A 21,766-nucleotide genomic window follows, 5' to 3' on the forward strand; every position below is an offset into this window, starting at 1 on the left:
GGCTGATGGAGTTCGCCCGCCGGGAGTCCGACGCGGCCGCCGACGGCGCGCTCCTCCAGGTCCGCGGGCTCGTCAAGCACTTCCCGCTCACCCGGGGCGTGCTGCTGCGCCGTCAGATCGGCGCGGTGCGCGCGGTGGACGGGGTCTCCTTCGACCTGCGGCCGGGCGAGACGCTCGGCCTGGTCGGTGAGTCCGGCTGCGGCAAGTCCACCGTCGCGAAGCTCCTCACCCACCTGGAGCGGCCCACCTCCGGCACCATCCACTACAAGGGCGAGGACGTGACCAAGCTGTCCGGCCGGGCGCTGAAGGCGGTCCGCCGGAACATCCAGATGGTCTTCCAGGACCCGTACACCTCGCTGAACCCCCGGATGACGGTGGGCGACATCGTGGGCGAGCCGTTCGAGATCCATCCGGAGGTCGCGCCGAAGGGCGACCGGCGCCGCAGAGTGCGGGAGCTGCTGGACGTGGTCGGGCTCAACCCCGAGTACGTCAACCGCTATCCGCACCAGTTCAGCGGTGGCCAGCGGCAGCGCATCGGCATCGCCCGCGGCCTCGCGCTGCGCCCCGAGGTGATCGTCGCGGACGAGCCGGTCTCCGCGCTGGACGTCTCCGTACAGGCGCAGGTCATCAACCTGATGGAGCGGCTCCAGGACGAGTTCGAGCTGTCCTACGTCTTCATCGCGCACGACCTGTCCATCGTCCGGCACATCTCCGACCGGGTCGGGGTGATGTACCTCGGCCGGATCGTGGAACTCGGCACCGACGACGAGATCTACGAGCACGCCACCCACCCGTACACCCAGGCGCTGCTCTCCGCCGTGCCGGTGCCCGACCCGGAGGTGGAGGCGCGCCGCGAACGCATCGTGCTGTCGGGCGAGGTGCCCTCGCCGGCCAACCCGCCGTCCGGCTGCCGCTTCCGCACCCGCTGCTGGAAGGCGCGCGAGCGGTGCGTCACCGAGGAGCCGCTGCTCGCGGTGCCGGAGGCGTTCGCCGACGCGCCGGTGGGCCATCCCGGACGGCACCCCTCGGCCTGCCACTTCGCCGCCGAGCGCTGACCGCCCGCCACCCGGGGGCGCGGACCCGGCGGGGTCTACCAGCCCGGCGGCGGACCGGGCTGCCGCGCGCCGTACGCCCCGCCGCGGGGGGCCGGTTCCGGGGAGCCCGGGGAGCCCGAGGGGAGGGGCGCGGCGTAGCCGGAGGGGCCCCCGGGCGGGAAGGGGAGCGGGGCGGGCCCGGACTCCTCGCGGGGGGCCAGGGCGGCGAGGACGCCGACTCCGGCGAGCACCGCGAACACGTTGGTCAGGACGTGTAGTTGATCGAGTGTCTCCAGCTCGCCGAAGTGCTCGAAGTACTCCAGTTTCAGGCTCGCGGCGGTGGTCGTGACGCCCAGCCCCAGGACCGCGGAGCTGAGCGTCATCCCGAGCGAGCGGGCGCAGGGCGCGCGGGTGAGGGCGACCCCGGCGGCGATCAGCGAGAGGAGGACCACCGTCCACGTGAACCAGGAGTAGGGCACCTCCAGCAGGCGGATGGTGTGCTCCCCGGTGAGCGCGCTGGAGTACCGCGACCAGCCCATCTCCTGCCAGAAGTAGATCTCCCAGGCGACGAGCGTGAGCACCACCGCGCCCAGCAGCAGGAAGCCCAGCACCGCGCCGCCCGGGGTGGGCCGCGCCGGGGGCTCGTCCCGGGAGTGCGGCACGGGGCGGGCGTACCCGGGGCCGGTGGGGGCGTAGGGGCTCAGGCCGCCGTCCGGGCGGCGCCCCGCGGCGGCGGCGACGACCAGCGCGGCGCCGAGCACGACCATCAGGACGGTGCTGTAGAGCACCTGGTTCTTCAGGTCGCTCTCGATGACCCGCATCCGGTCCGAGTTCAGGTTCCAGAGCCCCGGAAGCCGCAGCAGCACGGTGAGCGTGCCGGTGGAGACGAGCAGGCTGGCGGCGGTCGAGGAGCGCAGCGCGGTGACGGCCGCGATCACGTACAGGACGAGCAGGGTGGGATCGGCGAAGGAGGTCACCCAGACGCCGTCCGAGGCACGGGTGGCCTGCCCGCACCACATCCACCAGACGTCCAGGACCTCGTTGGCCTTGGTGAAGTCCCGGATGATCCACACCAGGTTGAACAGCGCGAGGACGGCGAGGACCAAGGCCCCGAAGACGCGCGCCCCCCGCGCGAGAGTTCTTTCGTGGCCCATGCTTCCGGCCCCCCGTGAAAGTGGTGATGCTGTCCCCCAGATCTACCCTTCGCGCCGTTGCGCAACAAGCTATTCCCAGCCGGAGTTACGAACATGGGACCGAGTTCTGGCCTGGTGCGGGGGCCTTTCCCGGAAAAACCGGCGTAGGCCCCGTTCTGGCCGGCGGAAGCCGCCGGGGGCGTGCGCGGACCGTCGTGGGCGCGGGGCCCGGGTGGTGGGCCCCGCCGGGCGACCGGTCGGCACGCCTGGCGTGCGGGACGCGGGCGGGGCGGGGGTGACGGGACGGGACGCCGCCCGACGTGGCGGGCCGGGTCCGCCCCGCCGGCGGCCCGCGACCGGCCGTCGGATCCGGGGGCGGTTGCGCGGTCAGGAACCCGGCGTCAAGCACGTGCGCACGTCGATCTGCCCAACCTTCGTTCACGATGGGCTGCGCAGCGCGGATCGTTCTCAACACCCCTTGACTGAGCGGTAATTCACTTGCCAAAGTCGCTCAACCCATTCGGCACGCACGGGATGCCTAACAGCCGGAATTCCAGCGCCAGTTGAACGCGGGAGCACAACGCGATGACGAGTCCATCCCAGGTCGCCCCAGCCGGCGACCCACCCGCCGAGCTGGACCCATCGGTCGGGAAGCGGTCGAGCGCGGAGGTGGCGCGCTCTCCGGGGCGGCTGATGTGGACGCGGTTCAAGCGCGACCGCACGGGCGTCATCGCGGGCTGCGTGGTGCTGGCCTTCTTCCTCGTCGCCGCCCTGGCGCCGGTCATCTCCTGGCTGTACGGCAAGAACCCCTACACCCGGTACGGGCAGGAGCGCCCGGGCCTGCTGAACGAGAACTTCTACCCGGTGAAGCCGAACGGCGGCATCGACGGCGAGTTCTGGTTCGGCCTCGAACCGGGCACCGGCCGGGACGTGTTCACCAGCCTGATCTACGGGATGCGCACCTCGCTCTCGCTGGCCGTCGTGATCACGGTGTTGTCGGTGGTGACCGCCATCCTGATCGGCGTGGTGGGCGGCTACGTGGGTGGGCGCACGGACTACTTCCTGGGCCGCTTCACCGACCTGATGATGTCCTTCCCGAACCAGCTGTTCTTCGTGGCCTTCACGCCCGTGATCGCGGCCCTGGTGGTCGGCGAGCGGGACGAGATGCCGACCTGGCTGCGGGCGGCGGTACTGGTCTACGTGATGTGGATCCTGGGCTGGATGACCCTGGCCCGGCTGCTCCGTGGACAGGTACTCGCCCTGCGGGAACGGGAGTTCGTGGAGGCGGCGAAGGTGGCGGGCGCCTCGCCCTGGCGGGTGGTGCGCAGGGAGCTGCTGCCGAACCTGGTGACGCCGACGCTCGTACAGGCGACGTACATGCTGCCGAACTTCGTGACCTCCATCGCGGCGCTCTCCTTCCTCGGGGTCGGGCTCGTCGACCCCACCCCGGACTGGGGCCGGATGTTCGCCACCGGTGCCCAGGTGTACCAGAGCGACATCACCTACATGTTCTTCCCGGGAGGCGCGATGGTGATCTTCGTCGTCGCCTTCAACCTCTTCGGCGACTCGGTGCGGGACGCCTTCGACCCGAAGGCGGGCCGGTGAGCACCGGCCCGCCGGTGCGGGACGCCCCGCGCACCGCGTGTGACGCGGGTAGAGAGCGTCGGGCGGTGGCCACCCGGGCCACGGGCGGTGGCCGCCGATCCGGCGGCCGTCGGCGAACACCACGGACACGTGACAGGCAGGTGCAGAAGACCACATGAGCGGAGTCAGCATGCGCACGGCGCGCGCCTCTCTCGCGGCGCTTGCCGCCGGGGCCCTCGTCCTCACCGGGTGCAGCAGCGGTGGCGGCGGCGAGGGTGGATCCCAGGACAAGGCCGAACAGCGGCAGGTCGACTACAACTTCGGTGACGCCAAGGAGTCCCAGGGGCCCGCGCCAGCGGTCAAGGGAGCCCGGTCCGGCGGCACCATCCAGGTGCTCCAGCGCGACAGCTTCGCGCACCTGGACCCCAACCAGATCTACGTGGCGGACGAGGGCTCGGTCTCGACCCTGCTGCACCGCAAACTCACCGACTACAAGCGGGACAAGGACGGCAACTACGCGGTCGTCGGCGACCTCGCCACCGACAGCGGCAAGCGCTCCAACGGCGGCAAGACCTGGACCTACACCCTCAAGAAGGGGGTGAAGTGGGAGAACGGCGACCCGATCACCAGCAAGGACGTCCGGCACACCATCGAGCGCCGCTTCGCCTCCTTCCTCGCGGAGGGCCCCACCTTCATCCAGGAGTGGCTGACCGGCACCAGCGGCGCCGACTTCCGCAAGAAGCTGCCGGACGGACCGTACAAGGGTGACCACCTGCCCAAGGACGTGCTGGACACGCCCGACGACCGCACCATCGTCTTCCACTTCGACAAGCCGGTGGCCGACCTGCCCTACGCGCTCGCCATGCCGGGCTACGGCCTGGTACCGGAGAAGGGCGACACCAAGAAGAAGTACGACAAGGCGCCGGTCAGTTCGGGCCCGTACAAGCTGAAGTCGTTCAACCCGGGCAAGAACATGAAGCTGGTCCGGAACACCGAGTGGGACCCGAAGACCGACGCCACCCGGCACCAGTACCCGAAGGCGTTCACCTTCCAGTTCGACGTGTCCTACGAGGACTCCACGAAGCGGCTGATCTCCGACTCGGGCGAGAACAAGACCACGGTCAGCTTCACCAACGAGGTCGACGCCTCCAGCATGCAGACCGTGCAGACCGACCCGGCCGTCAAGAAGCGCTCCATAGCCGGTCACCAGTCCTTCGTCACCTGGATCAACTTCAACCTGGACCGGATGAAGAACAAGAAGGTCCGGCAGGCCGTCGCGCACGCCGCGCCCACCCAGCCGCTGATCGCCGCCTTCGGCGGGGCCAACGCCGGTGAGGCGGCGGGCAACTACATCAGCCCGACGCTGGCCGGGTTCAAGCCCACCGACCCGCTGGGCAAGAAGAAGAAGCCGCAGGGCGACCTGAAGAAGGCGAAGGCGTTCCTCAAGGGCGTGCCCAAGAAGGAGCTGAAGCTGACCTTCGCCTATCAGAACTCCCCGGAGTGGCAGCAGTACTCGACCGCGCTGAAGGAGAACCTGGAGAAGATCGGGTTCGACATCCAGCGTAAGGAACTGGTCACCGACACCTACCTGGACCAGATCGGCAAGGTCGACAACGACTACGACATGTACCACAGCAACTGGGGCGCCGACTGGGCCAGCGGCCTCACCGTGGTCCCCAACCTCTTCGACGGCCGCCAGATCCAGGACGGTTCGGCCAACTACTCGCACTACGACAGCGAGCGGACCAACAAGGAGATCGACCGGGTCAAGACCGTCCAGGACCCGAAGAAGGCCGCGGGCGAGTGGATGAAGCTCTCGGACGACATCCTCAAGCGGGACCTCCCGCAGGTACCACTGATGTACTACAAGTCCGTCCAGCTGTACGGCTCGAAGATCGGTGGCGCCTACTACGACGGGGTGCTGCACGGGATGCAGCCCACCGCGCTGTACGTGAAGAAGTGAGCGCGGCGGGCGGGTTGACCGCCCCCGCGTGACCGTTCCGCACCGCAGCGGCACCCGCCACCGGGCGGGTGCCGCTCGCCACTCCTCCGCTTCGCCGCGCACCTCCCGTTCCCATCCGCCGCATGAGAGCCGTCACCCGCCATGCTTCGATTCCTGCTTCGCCGCACCGCAGGTGCCCTGGTGATCCTGCTGGTCATCAGCGCCGTCACCTTCTTCCTCTTCTACGCCGTGCCCCGCGACCCGGCGACGCTGGCCTGTGGCAAGAACTGCACTCCGGCGGAGCTGGAGATCATCCGGAAGAACATGGGCATCGACAAACCGCTGCTCGTGCAGTACTGGGAGTTCATGTCCGGCATCGTGGCGGGCCGGGACTTCGCCGAAGGGCCCTGTCCCGCCCCGTGCTTCGGATACTCCTTCGCCGACGGGGTGCCGGTCTGGGACACCATCGTCGACCGCTTCCCGGCCACCGTCTCCCTCGCGCTGGGCGGAGCCGTCGTCTTCCTCATCGTCGGGCTCGGTGCCGGGATGGTCGCCGCCTGGAAGAAGGGCACCCTGGTCGACAAGACCTTCAGCTCCGTCTCCCTGGTGCTCAGCTCGCTCCAGATCTACTTCGTCGGCCCCCTGGTACTCGCCCTCGTCGTCTACAACCTGGAATGGCTCGGCCAGCCCAAGTACGTCCCGCTGACCGAGGATCCGAGCGGATGGTTCATGGGGCTGCTGATCCCCTGGTGCGTCATCCAGATCGTCTTCACCGCCAACTACACCAGGCTGGCCCGCTCCTCACTGATCGAGCAGTTGCAGGAGGACCACGTGCGCACCGCCCGAGCCAAGGGCATGTCCAGCCGCACCGTCTTCTTCCGGTACGCCTGGCGCGGTTCGCTGATCCCCATCGTGACCATCTTCGGCGTCGACATGGGATCGCTCTTCGGCGGCGCGATGGTCACCGAACAGACCTTCGCCATCCAGGGGCTCGGCAAACTCGCGGTCAACTCCGTGCAGGAGAAGGACCTTCCGATGGTCATGGGCGTCATGCTCTTCGCCGCGACGTTCATCGTCCTCTTCAACATCGTCGTGGACGCCGTCTACGCGTTCATCGACCCCCGCGTGCGCCTCGCCTAGGAGAACGTGTCATGACCACCCTGTCCCAGGAAGCGGAGGTGCCCGCGCCGCGCGGAGCGGGTGCCGACCCGTTCCTCTCCGTACGCGACCTGCGGGTCCGCTTCAGCACCGAGGACGGCATCGTGAAGGCCGTCGACGGCCTCTCCTTCGGCCTGGAGCGCGGCAGCACGCTCGGCATCGTCGGGGAGTCCGGCTCCGGCAAGTCGGTGACCAGCCTCTCGGTACTCGGCCTGCACAACCCGCGCACCACCGAGATCTCCGGGGAGATCCTGCTGGACGGCGAGGAGCTGACCGGCATGCGCGAGCGCCAGCTGGAGACCCTGCGCGGCAACACGATGGCGATGATCTTCCAGGATCCGCTGACCGCGCTCTCCCCCTACTACACCGTCGGACGGCAGATCGCCGAGCCGTACCGCAAGCACCTCGGCGTCTCCAAACGCGAGGCGCACGAGCGGGCCGTGCAGATGCTGGAGAAGGTCGGCATCCCCAACGCCCGCCTGCGCGCCGGGGACTACCCGCACCAGTTCAGCGGCGGCATGCGGCAGCGCGCGATGATCGCCATGGCGCTGGTCTGCGACCCCGACCTGCTCATCGCGGACGAGCCCACCACCGCGCTCGACGTGACCGTGCAGGCCCAGATCCTCGACCTCCTCAAGGACCTCCAGCAGGAGTTCGGCTCCGCGATCATCTTCATCACCCACGACCTCGGGGTCATCTCCCAGGTGGCCGACGACATCCTGGTGATGTACGGCGGACGCGCGGTGGAGCGCGGCGGCTGCCACGAGGTCCTGCGGGCGCCCCAACACCCCTACACCTGGGGCCTGCTGGGCTCCATGCCCCGGCTCAGCAGCGACGTGGAGGAGGACCTCACCCCGATCCACGGCGCGCCGCCCAGCTTGCTGGACCCCCCGCCCGGCTGCGCCTTCCACCCGCGCTGCGAGGTCAGCGGGGAGGTCGGCACCACCCCCGGAACTGAGCACACCGGCCCCCGCTGCTCCACCGACCGGCCCGACCTGCCGGCGGGACGCGGCGCCGCCTGCCACCTGACCGCCGAACAGCGCCACACCCTCTTCACCGAGCGGATCAAACCCCGACTGGGATAGGGCCTGTCGCCCGCTCCGCGCCTCCGCACCCACCGGACCGCGCCGCTCCATCCGAACCCCCCGACAGGCCCGAGAGAGAAGGACCACCATGAGCGAAGACCGCACGCGGGCCGCCTCCGCGCCCGGCCCGGACGCCGAGGCGGCCCCGGAGCCCGGGGGGAACCGGCCGCCGGACACCGAGCCGTTGCTCCGGGCCGAGGGCCTGACCAAGCACTTCCCGGTCACCGGCGGCTTCCCCATCCGGCGCACGGTGGGCGAGGTCAAGGCGGTCTCCGGGATCGACCTGACGGTCCACGAGGGGGAGAGCTTCGGCCTCGTCGGGGAGTCCGGCTGCGGGAAGTCCACCACCGGACGGCTGCTGACCCGGCTGCTGGAGCCCAGCGCGGGCACGCTCACCTACCGCGGCCGGGACATCACCCACGCCAGCCGACGGCAGCTGGCCCCGGTGCGCTCCGAGATCCAGATGATCTTCCAGGACCCGTACTCCTCCCTCAACCCCCGGCAGACCGTGGGCTCCATCATCCGCGGCCCGATGGAGATCAACGGCATCGATCCGCCCGGCGGCCGGGAGCGGCGGGTGCGCGAACTGCTGGAGACGGTCGGGCTCAACCCCGAGCACTACAACCGCTTCCCGCACGAGTTCAGCGGTGGGCAGCGTCAACGCATCGGTGTCGCCCGGGCGTTGGCGCTGGAACCCCGGCTCATCATCGCCGACGAACCGGTCTCCGCGCTGGACGTCTCCATCCAGGCCCAGGTCGTCAACCTGCTCCGGAAGGTGCAGCGGGAACTCGGCATCGCCTTCGTCTTCATCGCCCACGACCTCGCGGTGGTACGGCACTTCTCCCAGCGGGTCGCGGTGATGTACCTGGGCAAGATCGTCGAACTGGGGGACCGGGAGTCCATCTACGTCCGCCCCCGCCACCCCTACACCCACGCCCTGCTCTCCGCCGTGCCCGAGGCGGTCCTGCGGGACGATGACCCCGGCGACTCCAGTGAGCCCGGCGCCGAACACCCGGCAGCGGACGGGGAGTCGGGCGGCCCGCACGGGGCGCGGCAGCGCATCCGCCTCGCGGGCGACGTGCCCTCACCGGTCGACCCGCCCTCCGGCTGCCGCTTCCGCACCCGCTGCTGGAAGGCGCGGGAGCGCTGCGCCACCGAGGAGCCCCCGCTGACCCGGATCCCCGGGAACGCCGAAGGGCACCTCACCGCCTGCCACTTCCCCGAGGAGGGCACCACCGCCGCGCGCGGCGCCGACGTGGTGCTCGACACCGCCCTCCAGGCGCTGGAGGGAAGCTCCACGCCCTGAACCGGTCCGGCGGGGGCCCGCCGCCCCGGGCGACCCCGGGCCAACTCCGCGTGGACCCCGGCCGGTTCACCGGTCTCGATGGTGCGGCGTGCCCGGGTCACCTCGCCGGGGGAGCACCGCACCGGTTCCGTCCGGCACGCCACCGGCCCCCGCCCCGGCCCCGCCGCCCGCCGGGCGGCGGCTCACCGGCCGGTCACGGATGGTTCAGGCGCCCCGGGGCAGGCCCAGCGACCGCTTGAGGAAGTCCACCTGGAACAGCAGCAGGTTCTCCGCCACGTCCTCCCGCGAGGGCATGTGGGTCACCCCGGACAGCGGCAGCACCTCGTGTGGACGCCCGGCGGCGAGCAGCGCCGAGGAGAGCCGCAGGGCGTGCGCGGCCACCACGTTGTCGTCCGCGAGCCCCTGAATGAGCATCAGCGGACGGTGCGGGCCCGGCGCGGCCCCCGAGAGGCCCTCGTCGGTCACCAGGGAGGCGCTCGCGTACGTATCGGGGTCGTCCCGCGGGGTGCCGCAGTACCGCTCGGTGTAGTGCGTGTCGTACAGCCGCCAGTCGACGCAGGGCGCGCCCGCGACGGCGGCGTGGAACACGTCCGGGCGGCGCAGCACCGCGAGCGCCGCCAGATAGCCGCCGAACGACCAGCCTCGGATCGCCACCCGGTCCAGATCCAGCGGGAACCGCCCGGCGAGTGAACTCAGCGCCTCCACCTGGTCGTCGAGGACCACCCGGGCGAGGTCCCGGCTGATCGCCTTCTCCCAGCCGGGGGAGTAGCCGGGGGTGCCGCGCCCGTCGGCGGCGACCACCGCGAAGCCCTGGTCCGCGAACCAGCGCGCGGTCAGGTGCGCGTTGTGCGCCGCGACCACGTGCTGGGCGTGGGGACCGCCGTACGGGTCCATCAGCACCGGCAGTGGGCCGTCCTCCTCCCGGTACCCGGTGGGCAGCGTCACCGCGGCCGGGATCCCCCGCTCTCCGGTGTGCAGCAGCGTCGGCGCGGCGCGCAGCACCGGGGTCTCGGCGTACGAGGCGATGGCGGCCAGCCGCTCCACCGAGGCGTCCGGCCGCTGCCGCAGCACGGTGACCCGGGAGCCCGGGAACTCCAGCGCGGCGGTGGAGAGCACCAGCAGGTCGCCGCCGCGCACCGCGCCGCGGATCGCCGGTCCGGTCGGCTCGTCCGCGTCCGCCGGCGGGAGCACCGGGGCGCAGCCGGAGGCGGCGCCCACGGACCCGGGCAGCGGCACCCGGTGGACGCCGAACTCGCCCGGCGCCACGCGCTCTTCGTCCCCCGCGGCGGAGGCGGAGACGAGCACGTCCCGCTCGCCGACGTCGAGCACCGCCCGCACGTGCAGCGCGGCCGGGCTGACGGGCTCGCCGTCCACGGTGAGCCGCCGGGCCCCGTCGAGGTCCTGAACGCGCAGCAGCCCGCCGTCCGGCGTCCAGGCCGGGACTCCGGCGAACAGCTCCAGCCAGTCCGGGTCCTCCTCCTCGGCGAGCGTCGCGGTGGCTCCGGTGGCGGGATCCACGCTGAGGCAGCGCTGGCGGCGCTGATCCCGGGACTGGACGAGGAGCAGCGGAGGACCGGCGTCCGACCAGTGCGCCCGGGCCAGGTACGGGTACCCCTCGCGGTCCCACTCGACGGGGGTGTGCGCCCCGCTCTCCACGTCCACCAGACGCAGCGTCACCTCGGCGTTGGCGGTCCCGGCCGCCGGATAGACCAGCGGCGTGGGCTCGTTGGCCGGGTGGGCGGGATCGGAGATCCACCAGCGGGACACGGGCGCGTCGTCCACCCGGGCCACCAGCAGGTGGGAACTGTCCGGAGACCACCAGAATCCACGGGTTCGCGACATCTCCTCGGCAGCGATGAATTCAGCCAATCCGTAGGAGACCGACGCGGATTCCGGCGTGGCCACATCTCGCCCCCCGGTGCCGTCCGCCCCGACGACGCGGAGCGTCCCCCGTGAGACGTAGGCGACGCTCCGCCCGTCCGGCGCCGGGCGGGGGTCGATGACGGGCCCGGTGGCAGGCAGTTCGCGGGCCGTCCCGGCCCGCAGCTCGGCCGTGAAGAGCCGTCCGGAAAGGCTGAACGCCGCCAGCTCCACCGCCGCGTCCGTGGCGTATCCCACAATTCCGGCACCGGTCTCCCGGCTGCGCTCCCGCCGCGCCCGCTCCTCGGCGGAGAGTTCCTCCGCCGAGCCGGTCAGCAGCGCCGCCGGGTCGGCCGCCACGTACTCCCGGTCCTCCCCGGCCCCCTGTGCCCCGCCGACCTCCCTGACCTGCGGCGTCGTGGACGGTTCCGCCGTCTCCGGGTCGCGCGCGGCGCCGCCGGGCCCGGCCTTCGGGGGGCGCTCCCCGGACACCTGGCGTACCCAGAGGAGTTGTGCCTGGTCGGTCCCGTTACGCGAGCGCAGGAAGACGACGCGGGAGCCGTCCGGGGCGGCGGTGAGAGCACGTGGCGCTCCGAGCGAGAATCGGTGCGTACGGGCGTGCTGGCGGGGGAAGGTCGTAGCCATGCGGCCGAGGGTACTGAGCCGCCCGGCCCCACCGGGGAGGTTCGGTACCCGTCGGTGGCTGGAAGTGAATATGCGCCCCTCGTCTGCACCCGTGCACCGAGCCATGTCGACTCACCGATAGTTATGATCCGTTGCGCATGGTGGGTGCTGGGTATGTAGCCGGTGGCTCGCCGCCATGCGGCCGTGGGCTATCCGTGTCCGTACCGATCCCTGCCGACCGCGTACTTGGAGGTGAGCCGCCGTGGCACTGTCGATTTCGGCGGTTGTGCTGCTGGCGATCATCGTCTTCCTGCTGGTCAAGAAAGCCGGACTGAAGGCTGGACACGCGGTGGTCTGCGTGCTGTTGGGCTTCTATTTGGCCAGCTCGTCCATCGCCCCCACCATCAACGAAGTCACCACGAACGTCGCCGGCATGATCGAGGGCATCAAGTTCTGAGGTGACCCGCCGCCGGGGACCGCCCTCCCCGGCGCGGACGGTCCGGTACGGCATACGCTCAGGGGCATGACCGATGCCCCCGAGCGGTGCCTGTTGTTCGTGCACGCTCATCCCGACGACGAGTCGATCAACAACGGCGCCACCATGGCCAAGTACGCGGCCGAGGGCGTCCGTGTCGCGCTGGTGACCTGCACCCGGGGCGAGGAGGGCGAGGTGATCCCCTCCCGGCTCGCCCACCTGGCGCCGGGCCGGGACGACACCCTCGGCCCGTACCGCACGGGTGAACTCGCGGCGGCACTGCGCGAACTCGGCGTCACCGACCACCGCTACCTCGGTGGCCCGGGGCGCTACCGCGACTCCGGCATGATGGGCGCCCCGCAGAACGACCACCCCGAATGCCTCTGGCAGGCCGACCTGGAGGACGCCGCGGGGCAACTCGCGCGCACCGTCCGCGAGCTGCGTCCGCAGGTGCTGGTCACCTACGGCCCGGACGGCGGATACGGCCACCCCGACCACATCCGGGCCCACCAGATCGCCATGCGCGCGGCCCGGCTGGCGGCCGACTCCGGCCACGAGCCGGAGGCGGGCGTCCCGCACACCGTGCGCCGGATCTACTGGAACTGCCTGCGGCGAACCGGGGTCGCGGCGGAACTGGCGCGGCTGCGAGAGGACGCCGCGGCGGGCCGGTGGCCCACCGTGCGGGCCGAGGGCCCCACCGAGATGTCCTTCGCGGGCGTGGCGGAACTCTCCGATCTGCCCGGGGTGGTGGACGACGCGACGGTCGACGTCCTCGTCGACGCCTCCGACTACGCGGACGCGAAGGCCCGGGCGATGGCCGCGCACGCCACCCAGATCGTGGTGGACGCACCCTGGTTCGCGCTCTCCAACGGCCGGTGGCAGCCCCTGGTCGCGGTGGAGGGCTATCAGCTCGCGGAGCCGCACTCCGGTGCCCCGCGAGGCGAAGCGGACGACCTTTTCGCGGGAGTGAACGTATGAGCGGCAAGGCGGCGGCCCGTCCGGCCACCCCGGCCCCCGGCCCCGGCCCGATCCCCCGGCCGGTGCCCGCGCGCAAGGGCGCCCGGGTGGGCGTCTACCTGCTGCTCGCCGTGCTCGGCGCGTTCACCGGGACCGCCGGGGCGCTCGTCCAGGGGGCCTGGTTCCCGGGCGGGTTGGTGCTGGCCCTCGCCGGTTCCGTCGGGCTGTTCTGGGGCGGCGCCACGTTCTGCCGCACCAAGATCGGGGCGGTCGCGCCCGGGGCGGGCTGGGCGGTGGTGGTGCTGGGGCTGACCACCTCACGAGCCGAGGGCGACTTCCTCTTCGCCGCCGGGGCGAGCTCGTACCTGTACCTTCTGGGCGGGATGCTCGCCGCGGTGATGTGTGCCACGATCGCGCTGCCCGCGCCGCTGGTGCCCGCGGAACGGCACCGCTGACGGGTCCCGCCCGGCGAGCGAGTCCCTCGCCCTGCGAGCCCCACCGGCCGCCCCTATAAGGTGGTGCGCGCCGGCGAGCCGCCCCTCGGACCCTCGTGAGGGCGGTGAATCCAACCGGGAGTACCTGCTGTGAGCCGTGAAACTGACAGTCCGTCCTCCGGGCCCGAGCGAGGGCGCGGCGGTTCGGCGTACCCGCCCGGAACCGAGCCCTATGGCGCTGCCGGGAGGGGGGCCGGAGAGGCCGCCGAGCCCGGCTCCGGTTCCGAAGCGGACACCGACGAGCCGAGGACCGAGACGACGATCACCACGCGCGTCCGGATCAACATCCCCGGATCGCGGCCCATTCCGCCCGTGGTGATGCGCACCCCCGTCGGTGAGGAGGGCGCCGCCCCCGAGAACGGGGGCAGGAGCGGAGCGGGCGAGGACCCCGCTCGCGGAGCCGGGGGAACAACCCCCTCGGCCCGGAGGGTGACCCCCTCGGCCACGCCCGTCACCCCGGCCTCCGGCCCCGCCGGTGGCGGCGCCTCCCCGGAGACCCGCGCGTCCGACGCGCCGGACCCGACGGGGAGCGGCGCCCGGACCGCCGCGTCCGGTGAGCAGGCCCAGGAGCCCGGCTCCGAGGGCGAGTTCACCACCCCGACCAGCGACTGGTTCGCGCCACGCAAGCAGCCGCGCGCCGCCGCGAGCGGGACGGGCGCCGCCGGTACGACGGGCGGCGCGCCCGCCCCCGGCCCCTCCGCCGGGACGCCGACTACGCCTCCGCCGGGCCCCGGGCCCACGGGGAGCGACGGCCGGGGCGACCTGCCGTACGTCACCGATCCCCGCCCGGCCGAGGGCGCGCCCCCGGCCTTCCCCGGCGGCCCGCACCCCGGGGATGACGCGCGTACCGCGACGCCGCCCGACGGCGTGCCCGTGGTCCCCTCCGACCCGGCGGGCCCCCCGCCCTTCCCGCCCTCCGGCCCCACGAGCGGCCCGGCTCCCGGCGGGATGCAGCCGCCCCCGCCGACCGGGCTGCCCAGCGGCCCGCCCACCGGCGTCGGCAACCAGCCGCCGGGCGCCTTCGACGGCGGCGCCAGCCCGTTCGGTCCAGGCCCGTCGACGGGCCTGGGCCAGCCCGCGGGCATGGGCCGTACGCCGGACACGGGGCGGCCGACGGGCACCGACCAACCGCCCGGACCGGACGGCGGACCGGGGGCGGCCGCGCCTGGCGCGGGTCCGCGGCCCGGGCCCGTGGGGGAGCCGCCGCTCGCCGCCCCCGGCGGACCGGACATCAGCGACACCCTGGTCGGCGGCATGGCCCCGGTCCCGCCCGCGGACGAGGACGCCGCCGCGCCACAGGGCCCCCCGGTGCCGCCGCCCACCTTCCCGGCCGCCGAGCCGGAGGCGGAGAGCGCGGCGGCAGCTCCGGCCGCGAGCCCCCCGGCGAGCGCTGGCGGAGGGCGCAAGGGCCGCTCCAAGCTGGTGCTGGCCGGTGCCGGAGTGGTGGCCCTCCTCGGCGTCGCCTACGGCGCGGGACTGCTCCTCGACCACGCCGACGTGCCGAACGGCACCACGGTGCTCGGCGTCGACATCGGCGGCAAGAGCAAGCACGAGGCCGTCAACACCCTCGACAAGGCGCTCGGCAAGCGCGCCACGGCGCCCCTCACCCTCAAGGTGGGGGACCGGGTGACCAAACTCAAGCCCAGCGTCGCGGGGTTGACGCTGGACAACGAGGCGACGGTGCGCGCGGCGGCCGGGCGCGACTACAACCCCGTCTCGGTGATCGGCTCGCTCTTCGGCGGGACCCGCTCCGCCGAACCCGCCATCACGGTCGACGCCGAGAAGATGGAGTCGGCGCTGTCCCGGGTCTCCTCGGGCGGCGGCGGCACGCCCCAGGACGGCATGGTCCGCTTCGTCAACGGCAGGGCGGTGGCCGTGAAGGGGAAGCCCTACCAGGGCATCGACACCACCAAGGCGGCCGAGACGCTGGAGGAGGCGTACCGGGAGCGGGCCGGGGGCGGTGCGAACAACACCGTCTCGCTGCCCGTCTCCCGGCAGCAGCCGAAGATCGACGACCGTGAACTCCAGCGCGCCGTCAACGGGTTCGGGAAGACGGCCATGTCCGGCTGGCTGTGGCTCAAGGCGGGTGACGTGGAGGTCCCGTTCAGCCAGGAGACGCTGGGCGAGTTCCTGACCATGCGGCCGGGCGGCGACAGCCTCCAGCCGGTCATCGACCCCGCGGCGCTCCAGCGCACCTACGGCAACGCCTTCGACAACGTGGTGGTCAAGGCCGGTACCGGCACGGTCAAGATGACGCCGAAGCACGCCGCGGCCGTGATGATCGAGGCGCTGCGGAAGCAGGCGCCCGCCGAGCCGAACAAGCGGGTCGCCGTCGTGCAGGGCGCCAGCGGCGGCTGAACCACCCACTCACCCGGACACCCCGCCCGTCCGTGTACGGAACTCCCGTACACGGACGGGCGGTTCGGTGTCCAGCCGCGCGCAGCACGCGGACTCCCGGGGAAGCGCCCTCAGTTGAGCCGCGAGCGGGCGGCCCGCGCCGATCTGCGGGCGTGCTCGGCGGCGTTGGGCTCCATCGTGCCGATCGCGGCCGCGTACTCGTCCAGTTCGGCCGCGCCCTTCAGGAAATCACCGCGTTCCACCAGGAGTTGGGCGCGGTCCCGGCGCAGCTTCGCCGGGTGGTGGGGGAGGAGCAGCGCCAGGTCCAGGGCCCAGAGCTGCACCGCCGACTGCTCCGGCCGCCCCGCCGCCCAGGCGCGGATGTTGTTCAGCACCCGCAGGACGATCTCCAGCGGGTCGGCGGGCTGGAACAGCGCCGGTGCCAGCCGGGCGCGCTGGCCGGTCGCCCGGGAGACCAGGAGTTCGGCCTCGTCGTCGGTGAGCGGGCGGCCGCCGTCGAACGGGTCGGCCAGCACGTGGTCCCCCGAGGGGTCACCGAAGCCGACCATGAAGTGCCCGGGCAGCGCCACCCCGTACACCGGCGCCCCGGCGCGCCGGGCCACCTCGATCCACGCCACCGACAGGGTGATCGGCAGCCCGCGCCGCCGGTCGAGTACCGCGTGCAGCAACGAGGAGTCCAGCCTGCGGTAGTCGGCCGGGGTGCCCCGGAACCCGAGCCGCTCGCCCAGCAGTTCGCGCAGTACCCGCGCCCACGCCTCCGGGGGCCGGGACGCCGCGTACGGCAACTGGCCCGCGAGCCGGTCGAGTTCCACCTGCGCGGCGACGACGAGGGGGTGCTCCGGGCTCTCCGTTGCCGTCCCCCCGTCGTCGTCGGGCGTGCTGCCGCGGGGAGCGGAGTGGCGCTCCGCCTCCACGCCGATCAGCAGGCAGAGCAGGGCGAGGTCAGGTCGCTCCTCGCGGGTCGCCTCGGCGAAGTGGCGCCTGTTCGCCACCGGTTCCATGCTCATCCCCTCGGAGCCGTGCGGTAGTGGTAGCGCTGGTACGTGGTGAAGCCCAGCCCCCGGTAGAGGTTGAGCGCCGCCGAACTGTCCGGCGTCACCTGGAGATACGCGGCGGAGGCTCCCTCCGCCCGTGCCCGCCGGGCGAGTTCGGCGAGTACCGCGCTGGCCAGTCCCCGGCGGCGGTGGTCCGGGTCGACGGCGAGCGCGGCGAACCCGGCCCAGCGCGGAGCGTCGCCGGGGTCGGCGTCGTCCACCACGCAGCGGCCGATCGCCGGTGGCGGGCTCGTCCCCTCATCGAACTCCCCGTCATCCGGGGTGAGTTCGCTCGCGTCCCGATCCCGGAGGGTGGCGAACCAGACTGAGGGGCCGCCGGTCAGCACCTCCCGCGCGGGACCGCTCAGGCCCTCGGCGCGGTCGTAGCGCGCCAGCCAGTCCGCGTCCGGCTCGCGGCGCAGCGTCACCCGGTGGTCCGGCGCGCCCCCGGTCAGTGACGTGAGTTCGCCGACGAGTACCAGGGCCGGGCGCTCGGGCGTCCAGCCCCGTTGAGCCAGCGCCGCGTCCAGCGCGGGGTCGGCTCCCGGACCCTCGGTCGTCAGCTGGATCCGGGCGGGCAGCCCGCGCTCCGCGTACCAGTGGCGGATCCGGCCGAGCGTGCCGTCCAGCGTCCCGTCCACCCCCGGGGAGCGGGGGACGGCGCTGGTCCCCCCGGCCCCCGAGGCGGCGGCCTCCTCGGCAACATCGTCGGGGTCTGACCAACTGGCGGGCGGCAGGGCGGAGTTGGCGCGCGCGGTGAAGCCGCCGGCGGCGCGGAGCGTCCAGCCCGCGAGCCGTTCGGTCTCCGTTCCGGGCCACCCGCGCGCGGCGATCTCCACCAGCGCGCGGCCGCTGGACGGACGGGGCGGGGTGGCGCGCGCCCCGGGGGCCGTCGTACCCCGGGCGCGAGCGGCGGATCGCCGGACGGGCGGTGGGCCCGGCACCACCTTCCCGGCGACGAGCGCCTCCTCGCGCAACTCGGCCACGCCGCCGTCCCGGCGAGTGATCTTCAACACACCGCTCTTCCACGATGTGAGAACGCCTACGGTGTCGGTGAACACCGGACGCGGGCGCAGCTCGCCGGTCCGCGATCTGACGGAAACACGCTTACCCACGTCAGACGGGGTGATACGCACCTCAAGGCGTCCGCCCGTGGTGAACTCCACAGCTCTTCCCGCCCCTCCTGTTCGTGTTGTGCCCGGGAACGGAGATACTAGGGGCGGGCATCGACGACGCCGCGCTCCCGCGCGCCCCGCGGCGGAGCCGGACACCGGCCCGCCGCCCTACTGAGGAGGAACGACAGCGTGACTTACGTCATCGCGGAGCCTTGTGTCGACCTGAAGGACAAGGCTTGCATCGAGGAGTGCCCCGTCGACTGCATCTACGAGGGCCAGCGGTCCTTGTACATCCACCCGGACGAATGCGTCGACTGCGGAGCCTGCGAGCCGGTCTGCCCGGTCGAGGCCATCTTCTACGAGGATGACACTCCCGAGGAGTGGAAGGACTACTACAAGGCGAACGTCGAGTTCTTCGACGAGCTGGGCTCGCCGGGCGGCGCGAGCAAGCTCGGCCTGATCGAGCGGGACCACCCGCTGATCGCCGCGCTTCCCCCGCAGCAGCACGACGAGTGAGTCCCTGCCGGGCGGGGGCGTTGGCCTCCGCCCGGCGTCCTGAAAGCGAGCGCGCCCCATGGCCCCCGTCACCGCCGTCTCGGCCCGGCTCCCCGTCTTCCCCTGGGACCGGCTCGAACCGCACAAGGCCACCGCGACCGCCCACCCGGGCGGCATCGTGGACCTCTCCGTCGGCACCCCGGTCGACCCCGTCCCTGAGGTGATCCAGCGGGCGCTCGCGGAGTCGAGTGACACCCCCGGCTACCCCACGGTGTGGGGCACCCCACGACTGCGTGACGCCCTCGTCGACTGGGGCACCCGCCGTCTCGGCGCACCGGACCTCGACCACGCCAGGGTGCTGCCCCTGGTCGGCTCCAAGGAGTTCGTGGCGTGGCTGCCGACCCAGCTCGGGCTGGGCCCCGGCGACCGTGTGGCCCACCCCCGGCTCGCCTACCCGACCTACGAGGTCGGCGCCCGGCTGGCGGGCGCCGAACCCGTCGTCTACGACGACCCGACCGAGCTGGACCCCACACACCTGCGGCTGCTCTGGCTCAACTCCCCCTCCAACCCCACGGGCCAGGTGCTCGGCGCCGAGCGGCTGCGGGCCGCGGTCGAGTGGGCCCGGCGGCACGGCGTGCTGGTCGTCAGCGACGAGTGCTACCTGGAGCTGGGCTGGGAGGCGGAGCCCGTCTCCGTGCTCCACCCCGAGGTCAGCGGAGGCTCCTCGGAGGGACTGCTCGCGGTCCACTCGCTGTCCAAGCGCTCGAACCTCGCGGGCTACCGGGCCGCGTTCGTCCTGGGCGACGCCGCGGTCCTGGCCGAGCTGCTGCGGGTGCGCAAACACGGCGGGATGATGGTGCCCGCCCCGGTGCAGGCCGCCACGGTGGCCGCGCTGGGAGACGACGCGCACGTGGCCCGGCAGCGCGAGCGGTACGCCCGCCGCCGGACCGCCCTGCGCGCCGCGCTGGAGGGCGCGGGCTTCCGCGTCGAGCACAGCGAGGCGTCGCTGTACCTCTGGGCCACGCGGGACGAACCCTGCTGGGAGACGGTGGCCGCGCTGGCCGGGCGGGGCGTGCTGGTGGCGCCCGGGGACTTCTACGGTCCCGCCGGTGAGCGCTTCGTCCGGGTGGCGCTGACAGCGCCCGACGAGCGCGTCGAGCAGGCCGTCCACCGACTGGAGGGCTGAGCGCGGCGGCGCGGGCCGTCGAGGCGATCGGCGCCCCGAGTGGGGCCCTTCGCCCGGAACGCCGCCTGTCCGGCGGGGTGTTGGCGGTGGCGGGCCGTCGGCCGACGGGGGAGGCGACCGGTTCCGGTGAGCCCGGTGGTGGCGGGGCGACGGTGCCGCCCCGGTCGGCGTGGGGGCGGGAGCTGGCCGTGCCGCGTCCCGCCCCGTCCAGGCGTCAGCCCGAGATGGGCACCTGGATGTCGCCGGGCAGCTTCTTGGTGACCTTGCCCAGCGCGCCGCCCAGACCCTTGCCGGTCTCCTCCGGGCTGTTCTGGCCGCCCTTGTCGGGCGCCGGGGCGGGCTCCGTGGCGGAGGCGGCTCCGGCCGCGCCGCCCAGGAGGGCGGCGGCGCCGAACGCCGTCAGCAGCGCGGACGTGGCGATCCGGGGAAAGGACATGGTGCTCCTTTGACGCGAGACTGCGGAACCTTGCGATGTGCCGTCCGCCGCGCCTGGGCGGCGGGTGGGACGGCCTCCGGCCGGGCGCGCCCGGCGGACGCCGTGCCTATCGCCCCGAAGGCGCCGGAAGTTGCGGTTCCGTGATGTAAAGAGTTCGCAATGGGTCTGATCATCGGGCGTCGGGTGAAGCGGCCGGTCAGGCGCCGCCCCGCGACTCGTCGCCCTCCCCAACTCCCGCTGTGACGCGACGACTTCGGAACCCGTCGCGGTCCGCGCCGCCCGGTCACCGGGTGGCCGTGGGGCCCCGGACGGCAGCCCGGCGCCGTCAACTCCCGGACCGGGCCGCCCCCCGGACCGGGGAGGGGCCCCGTACCCCCGACGGCGCAGCCCGTGCGCCGCCGCCCATCCAGCGCGCGACGGTGAGGAACCAGTGGGGAAGCGCGGGAACCGGCGGGGTCAGTCGGCCGTGGCGAGCCGCAGCAGCACCGACCGGCTGCCGCGCTTCTCCCCGTCGTCCTTCCGCCAGCCGTCCTCGGAGCGGTCCGCGCTCCAGACGTGCCCCCGGTAGACGATCTCGGACACCCGCAGCCGCGCGGAGTGCGACATCGCCCAGTGCGCCAGCTCCCAGCCGCGGCGGACCGAGGTGGCGGGCAGGGTAAGCGCGGACTCCGACACCCGTGCCCCGCCCGCCGAACCGCCCTTCCGCCCAGGCCCGGCCGTGTTCGAGGGCGCGGACTTCTCGCCGAACTCCCGGACCAGCTGGGCCTGGACGCGGTCCGCGCGGCCCGCCTTCCCGTCGCCCCCGCCCGGTCCGGTCGTGCAGTGCAGCGAGGCCGCGTTGCGGCCGGTGAGCGCCGCGGTGAGCAGCGCGGCGTTCCGCTCGTGCTTGGCGTACGCCTGCGGGAAGCCGCTGCGCTGGACCCGCTGCGCCGCCACCGTCAGCGGCAGCCGTGAGTAGCCGGGCACCTCCACCAGGTGCTCGTAGAACTTCCCCGTCGAGTAGATCGGGTCCATGATCTGCTTCTTGGTGCCCCAGCCCTGGGAGGGCCGCTGCTGGAACAGGCCGATGGAGTCCCGGTCGCCGTACGAGATGTTCCGCAGCGAGGACTCCTGCATCGCGGTGGCCAGGGCTATCGTCACGGCCCGGTCGCGGAGTCCGCGGCTCGCGCCGACGGCCGCGATGGTGGCGGCGTTCGACGCCTGCACGGGCTGGAGTTCGTAGCTCGGCGCCTCGCCGTCCCCCTCGGCGGCGGCGCGGACCGTGCAGCGGGCGGGGCCGGTGGTGCCGGTGGCGAGCATCTGGGCCACCACGTATCCGGCGACCGCGAGCAGCACGGCGCAGGCCGCGAGGATCCGGAGAACTCGGCCTCTGCGTCGGGGAGAAGAGGATGAAGAGGAAGCGGGGCGGGGCACGCGCACCAAGGTAGCCGCTGTTCCGGAACGCCGTCCCGGCGCTCCCCGGCCCCGTGGACCAGGGCCGTAGGGTGGCG

Annotated in this window: 18 protein-coding genes; 12 read left to right on the forward strand and 6 right to left on the reverse strand. The window is 73.1% G+C overall.

What is annotated here, in order from left to right; all coding sequences use genetic code 11:
* The first annotated feature begins 5 nt into the window (after nucleotides 1-5).
* Nucleotides 6-1,055: an ABC transporter ATP-binding protein gene (locus E0L36_RS10990; RefSeq protein WP_180929927.1), complete on the forward strand. Its 1,050-nt coding sequence runs from the start codon at nucleotides 6-8 to the stop codon at nucleotides 1,053-1,055.
* Nucleotides 1,056-1,090: 35 nt separating this feature from the next.
* Here E0L36_RS10990 and E0L36_RS10995 read toward each other — a convergent pair whose 3' ends face one another.
* Nucleotides 1,091-2,188 carry a hypothetical protein gene (locus E0L36_RS10995; protein ID WP_180928843.1) on the reverse strand — a complete coding sequence of 366 codons (1,098 nt, stop codon included), beginning with the start codon at nucleotides 2,186-2,188 and terminating at the stop codon, nucleotides 1,091-1,093.
* 564 nt (nucleotides 2,189-2,752) lie between these two features.
* Here E0L36_RS10995 and E0L36_RS11000 point away from each other — a divergent pair.
* From E0L36_RS11000 to E0L36_RS11020, 5 genes are all read left to right on the forward strand, one after another.
* On the forward strand, nucleotides 2,753-3,772 hold the full coding sequence (locus E0L36_RS11000; RefSeq protein WP_180928844.1) for an ABC transporter permease: 1,020 nt from the start codon (nucleotides 2,753-2,755) through the stop codon (nucleotides 3,770-3,772).
* Nucleotides 3,773-3,926: 154 nt separating this feature from the next.
* Nucleotides 3,927-5,714, forward strand: a complete 1,788-nt coding sequence (locus tag E0L36_RS11005; RefSeq protein WP_180928845.1) for an ABC transporter substrate-binding protein — start codon at nucleotides 3,927-3,929, stop codon at nucleotides 5,712-5,714.
* 141 nt (nucleotides 5,715-5,855) lie between these two features.
* On the forward strand, nucleotides 5,856-6,833 hold the full coding sequence (locus E0L36_RS11010) for an ABC transporter permease (protein ID WP_180928846.1): 978 nt from the start codon (nucleotides 5,856-5,858) through the stop codon (nucleotides 6,831-6,833).
* An 11-nt stretch (nucleotides 6,834-6,844) separates the two neighbouring features.
* Nucleotides 6,845-7,936 (forward strand): ABC transporter ATP-binding protein, encoded by a 1,092-nt coding sequence (locus tag E0L36_RS11015; protein WP_180928847.1) that lies wholly within the window; start codon nucleotides 6,845-6,847, stop codon nucleotides 7,934-7,936.
* Nucleotides 7,937-8,024: 88 nt separating this feature from the next.
* Nucleotides 8,025-9,242, forward strand: coding sequence for an ABC transporter ATP-binding protein (locus E0L36_RS11020; RefSeq protein ID WP_180928848.1), 1,218 nt, complete (start codon nucleotides 8,025-8,027; stop codon nucleotides 9,240-9,242).
* A gap of 204 nt (nucleotides 9,243-9,446) precedes the next feature.
* Here E0L36_RS11020 and E0L36_RS11025 read toward each other — a convergent pair whose 3' ends face one another.
* Entirely contained in the window at nucleotides 9,447-11,747 is a 2,301-nt protein-coding gene (locus E0L36_RS11025) for a S9 family peptidase (RefSeq protein WP_180928849.1), read from the reverse strand.
* A 241-nt stretch (nucleotides 11,748-11,988) separates the two neighbouring features.
* Between E0L36_RS11025 and E0L36_RS11030 the strand changes: the two genes are divergently transcribed.
* From E0L36_RS11030 to E0L36_RS11045, 4 genes are all read left to right on the forward strand, one after another.
* On the forward strand, nucleotides 11,989-12,183 hold the full coding sequence (locus E0L36_RS11030; RefSeq protein ID WP_180928850.1) for a hypothetical protein: 195 nt from the start codon (nucleotides 11,989-11,991) through the stop codon (nucleotides 12,181-12,183).
* 66 nt (nucleotides 12,184-12,249) lie between these two features.
* A complete protein-coding gene (gene mshB / locus E0L36_RS11035; RefSeq protein ID WP_180928851.1) occupies nucleotides 12,250-13,179 on the forward strand; it encodes an N-acetyl-1-D-myo-inositol-2-amino-2-deoxy-alpha-D-glucopyranoside deacetylase in 930 nt (309 codons plus the stop codon).
* Nucleotides 13,176-13,613: a DUF6113 family protein gene (locus tag E0L36_RS11040; RefSeq protein WP_219636530.1), complete on the forward strand. Its 438-nt coding sequence runs from the start codon at nucleotides 13,176-13,178 to the stop codon at nucleotides 13,611-13,613. The genes mshB and E0L36_RS11040 overlap by 4 nt, the downstream gene beginning before the upstream one ends.
* 129 nt (nucleotides 13,614-13,742) lie before the next feature.
* Nucleotides 13,743-16,010: a hypothetical protein gene (locus E0L36_RS11045; RefSeq protein ID WP_180928852.1), complete on the forward strand. Its 2,268-nt coding sequence runs from the start codon at nucleotides 13,743-13,745 to the stop codon at nucleotides 16,008-16,010.
* A gap of 110 nt (nucleotides 16,011-16,120) precedes the next feature.
* Here the strand turns inward: E0L36_RS11045 and E0L36_RS11050 are convergent, their stop codons facing one another.
* Both E0L36_RS11050 and E0L36_RS11055 read right to left on the reverse strand, forming a co-directional pair.
* Complete coding sequence (locus tag E0L36_RS11050) at nucleotides 16,121-17,011, reverse strand: transglutaminase-like domain-containing protein (RefSeq protein ID WP_258016202.1); 891 nt, start codon at nucleotides 17,009-17,011, stop codon at nucleotides 16,121-16,123.
* Nucleotides 17,012-17,013: 2 nt separating this feature from the next.
* Nucleotides 17,014-18,060, reverse strand: coding sequence for a GNAT family N-acetyltransferase (locus E0L36_RS11055; protein WP_374705520.1), 1,047 nt, complete (start codon nucleotides 18,058-18,060; stop codon nucleotides 17,014-17,016).
* A 288-nt stretch (nucleotides 18,061-18,348) separates the two neighbouring features.
* Between E0L36_RS11055 and fdxA the strand changes: the two genes are divergently transcribed.
* Together fdxA and dapC are read left to right on the forward strand one after the other, a co-directional pair.
* Nucleotides 18,349-18,675: a ferredoxin gene (gene fdxA, locus E0L36_RS11060; RefSeq protein WP_180928855.1), complete on the forward strand. Its 327-nt coding sequence runs from the start codon at nucleotides 18,349-18,351 to the stop codon at nucleotides 18,673-18,675.
* Between the two features lie 58 nt (nucleotides 18,676-18,733).
* Complete coding sequence (dapC, locus tag E0L36_RS11065) at nucleotides 18,734-19,840, forward strand: succinyldiaminopimelate transaminase (RefSeq protein WP_180928856.1); 1,107 nt, start codon at nucleotides 18,734-18,736, stop codon at nucleotides 19,838-19,840.
* A gap of 214 nt (nucleotides 19,841-20,054) precedes the next feature.
* Here dapC and E0L36_RS11070 read toward each other — a convergent pair whose 3' ends face one another.
* Both E0L36_RS11070 and E0L36_RS11075 read right to left on the reverse strand, forming a co-directional pair.
* Nucleotides 20,055-20,276 carry a hypothetical protein gene (locus tag E0L36_RS11070; RefSeq protein WP_180928857.1) on the reverse strand — a complete coding sequence of 74 codons (222 nt, stop codon included), beginning with the start codon at nucleotides 20,274-20,276 and terminating at the stop codon, nucleotides 20,055-20,057.
* A 456-nt stretch (nucleotides 20,277-20,732) separates the two neighbouring features.
* Entirely contained in the window at nucleotides 20,733-21,611 is an 879-nt protein-coding gene (locus tag E0L36_RS11075) for a hypothetical protein (RefSeq protein WP_308416724.1), read from the reverse strand.
* Nucleotides 21,612-21,766 lie beyond the last annotated feature (155 nt).

The sequence above is a fragment of the Streptomyces sp. AJS327 genome (assembly GCF_013450295.1).
GTDB lineage: Bacteria > Actinomycetota > Actinomycetes > Streptomycetales > Streptomycetaceae > Streptomyces.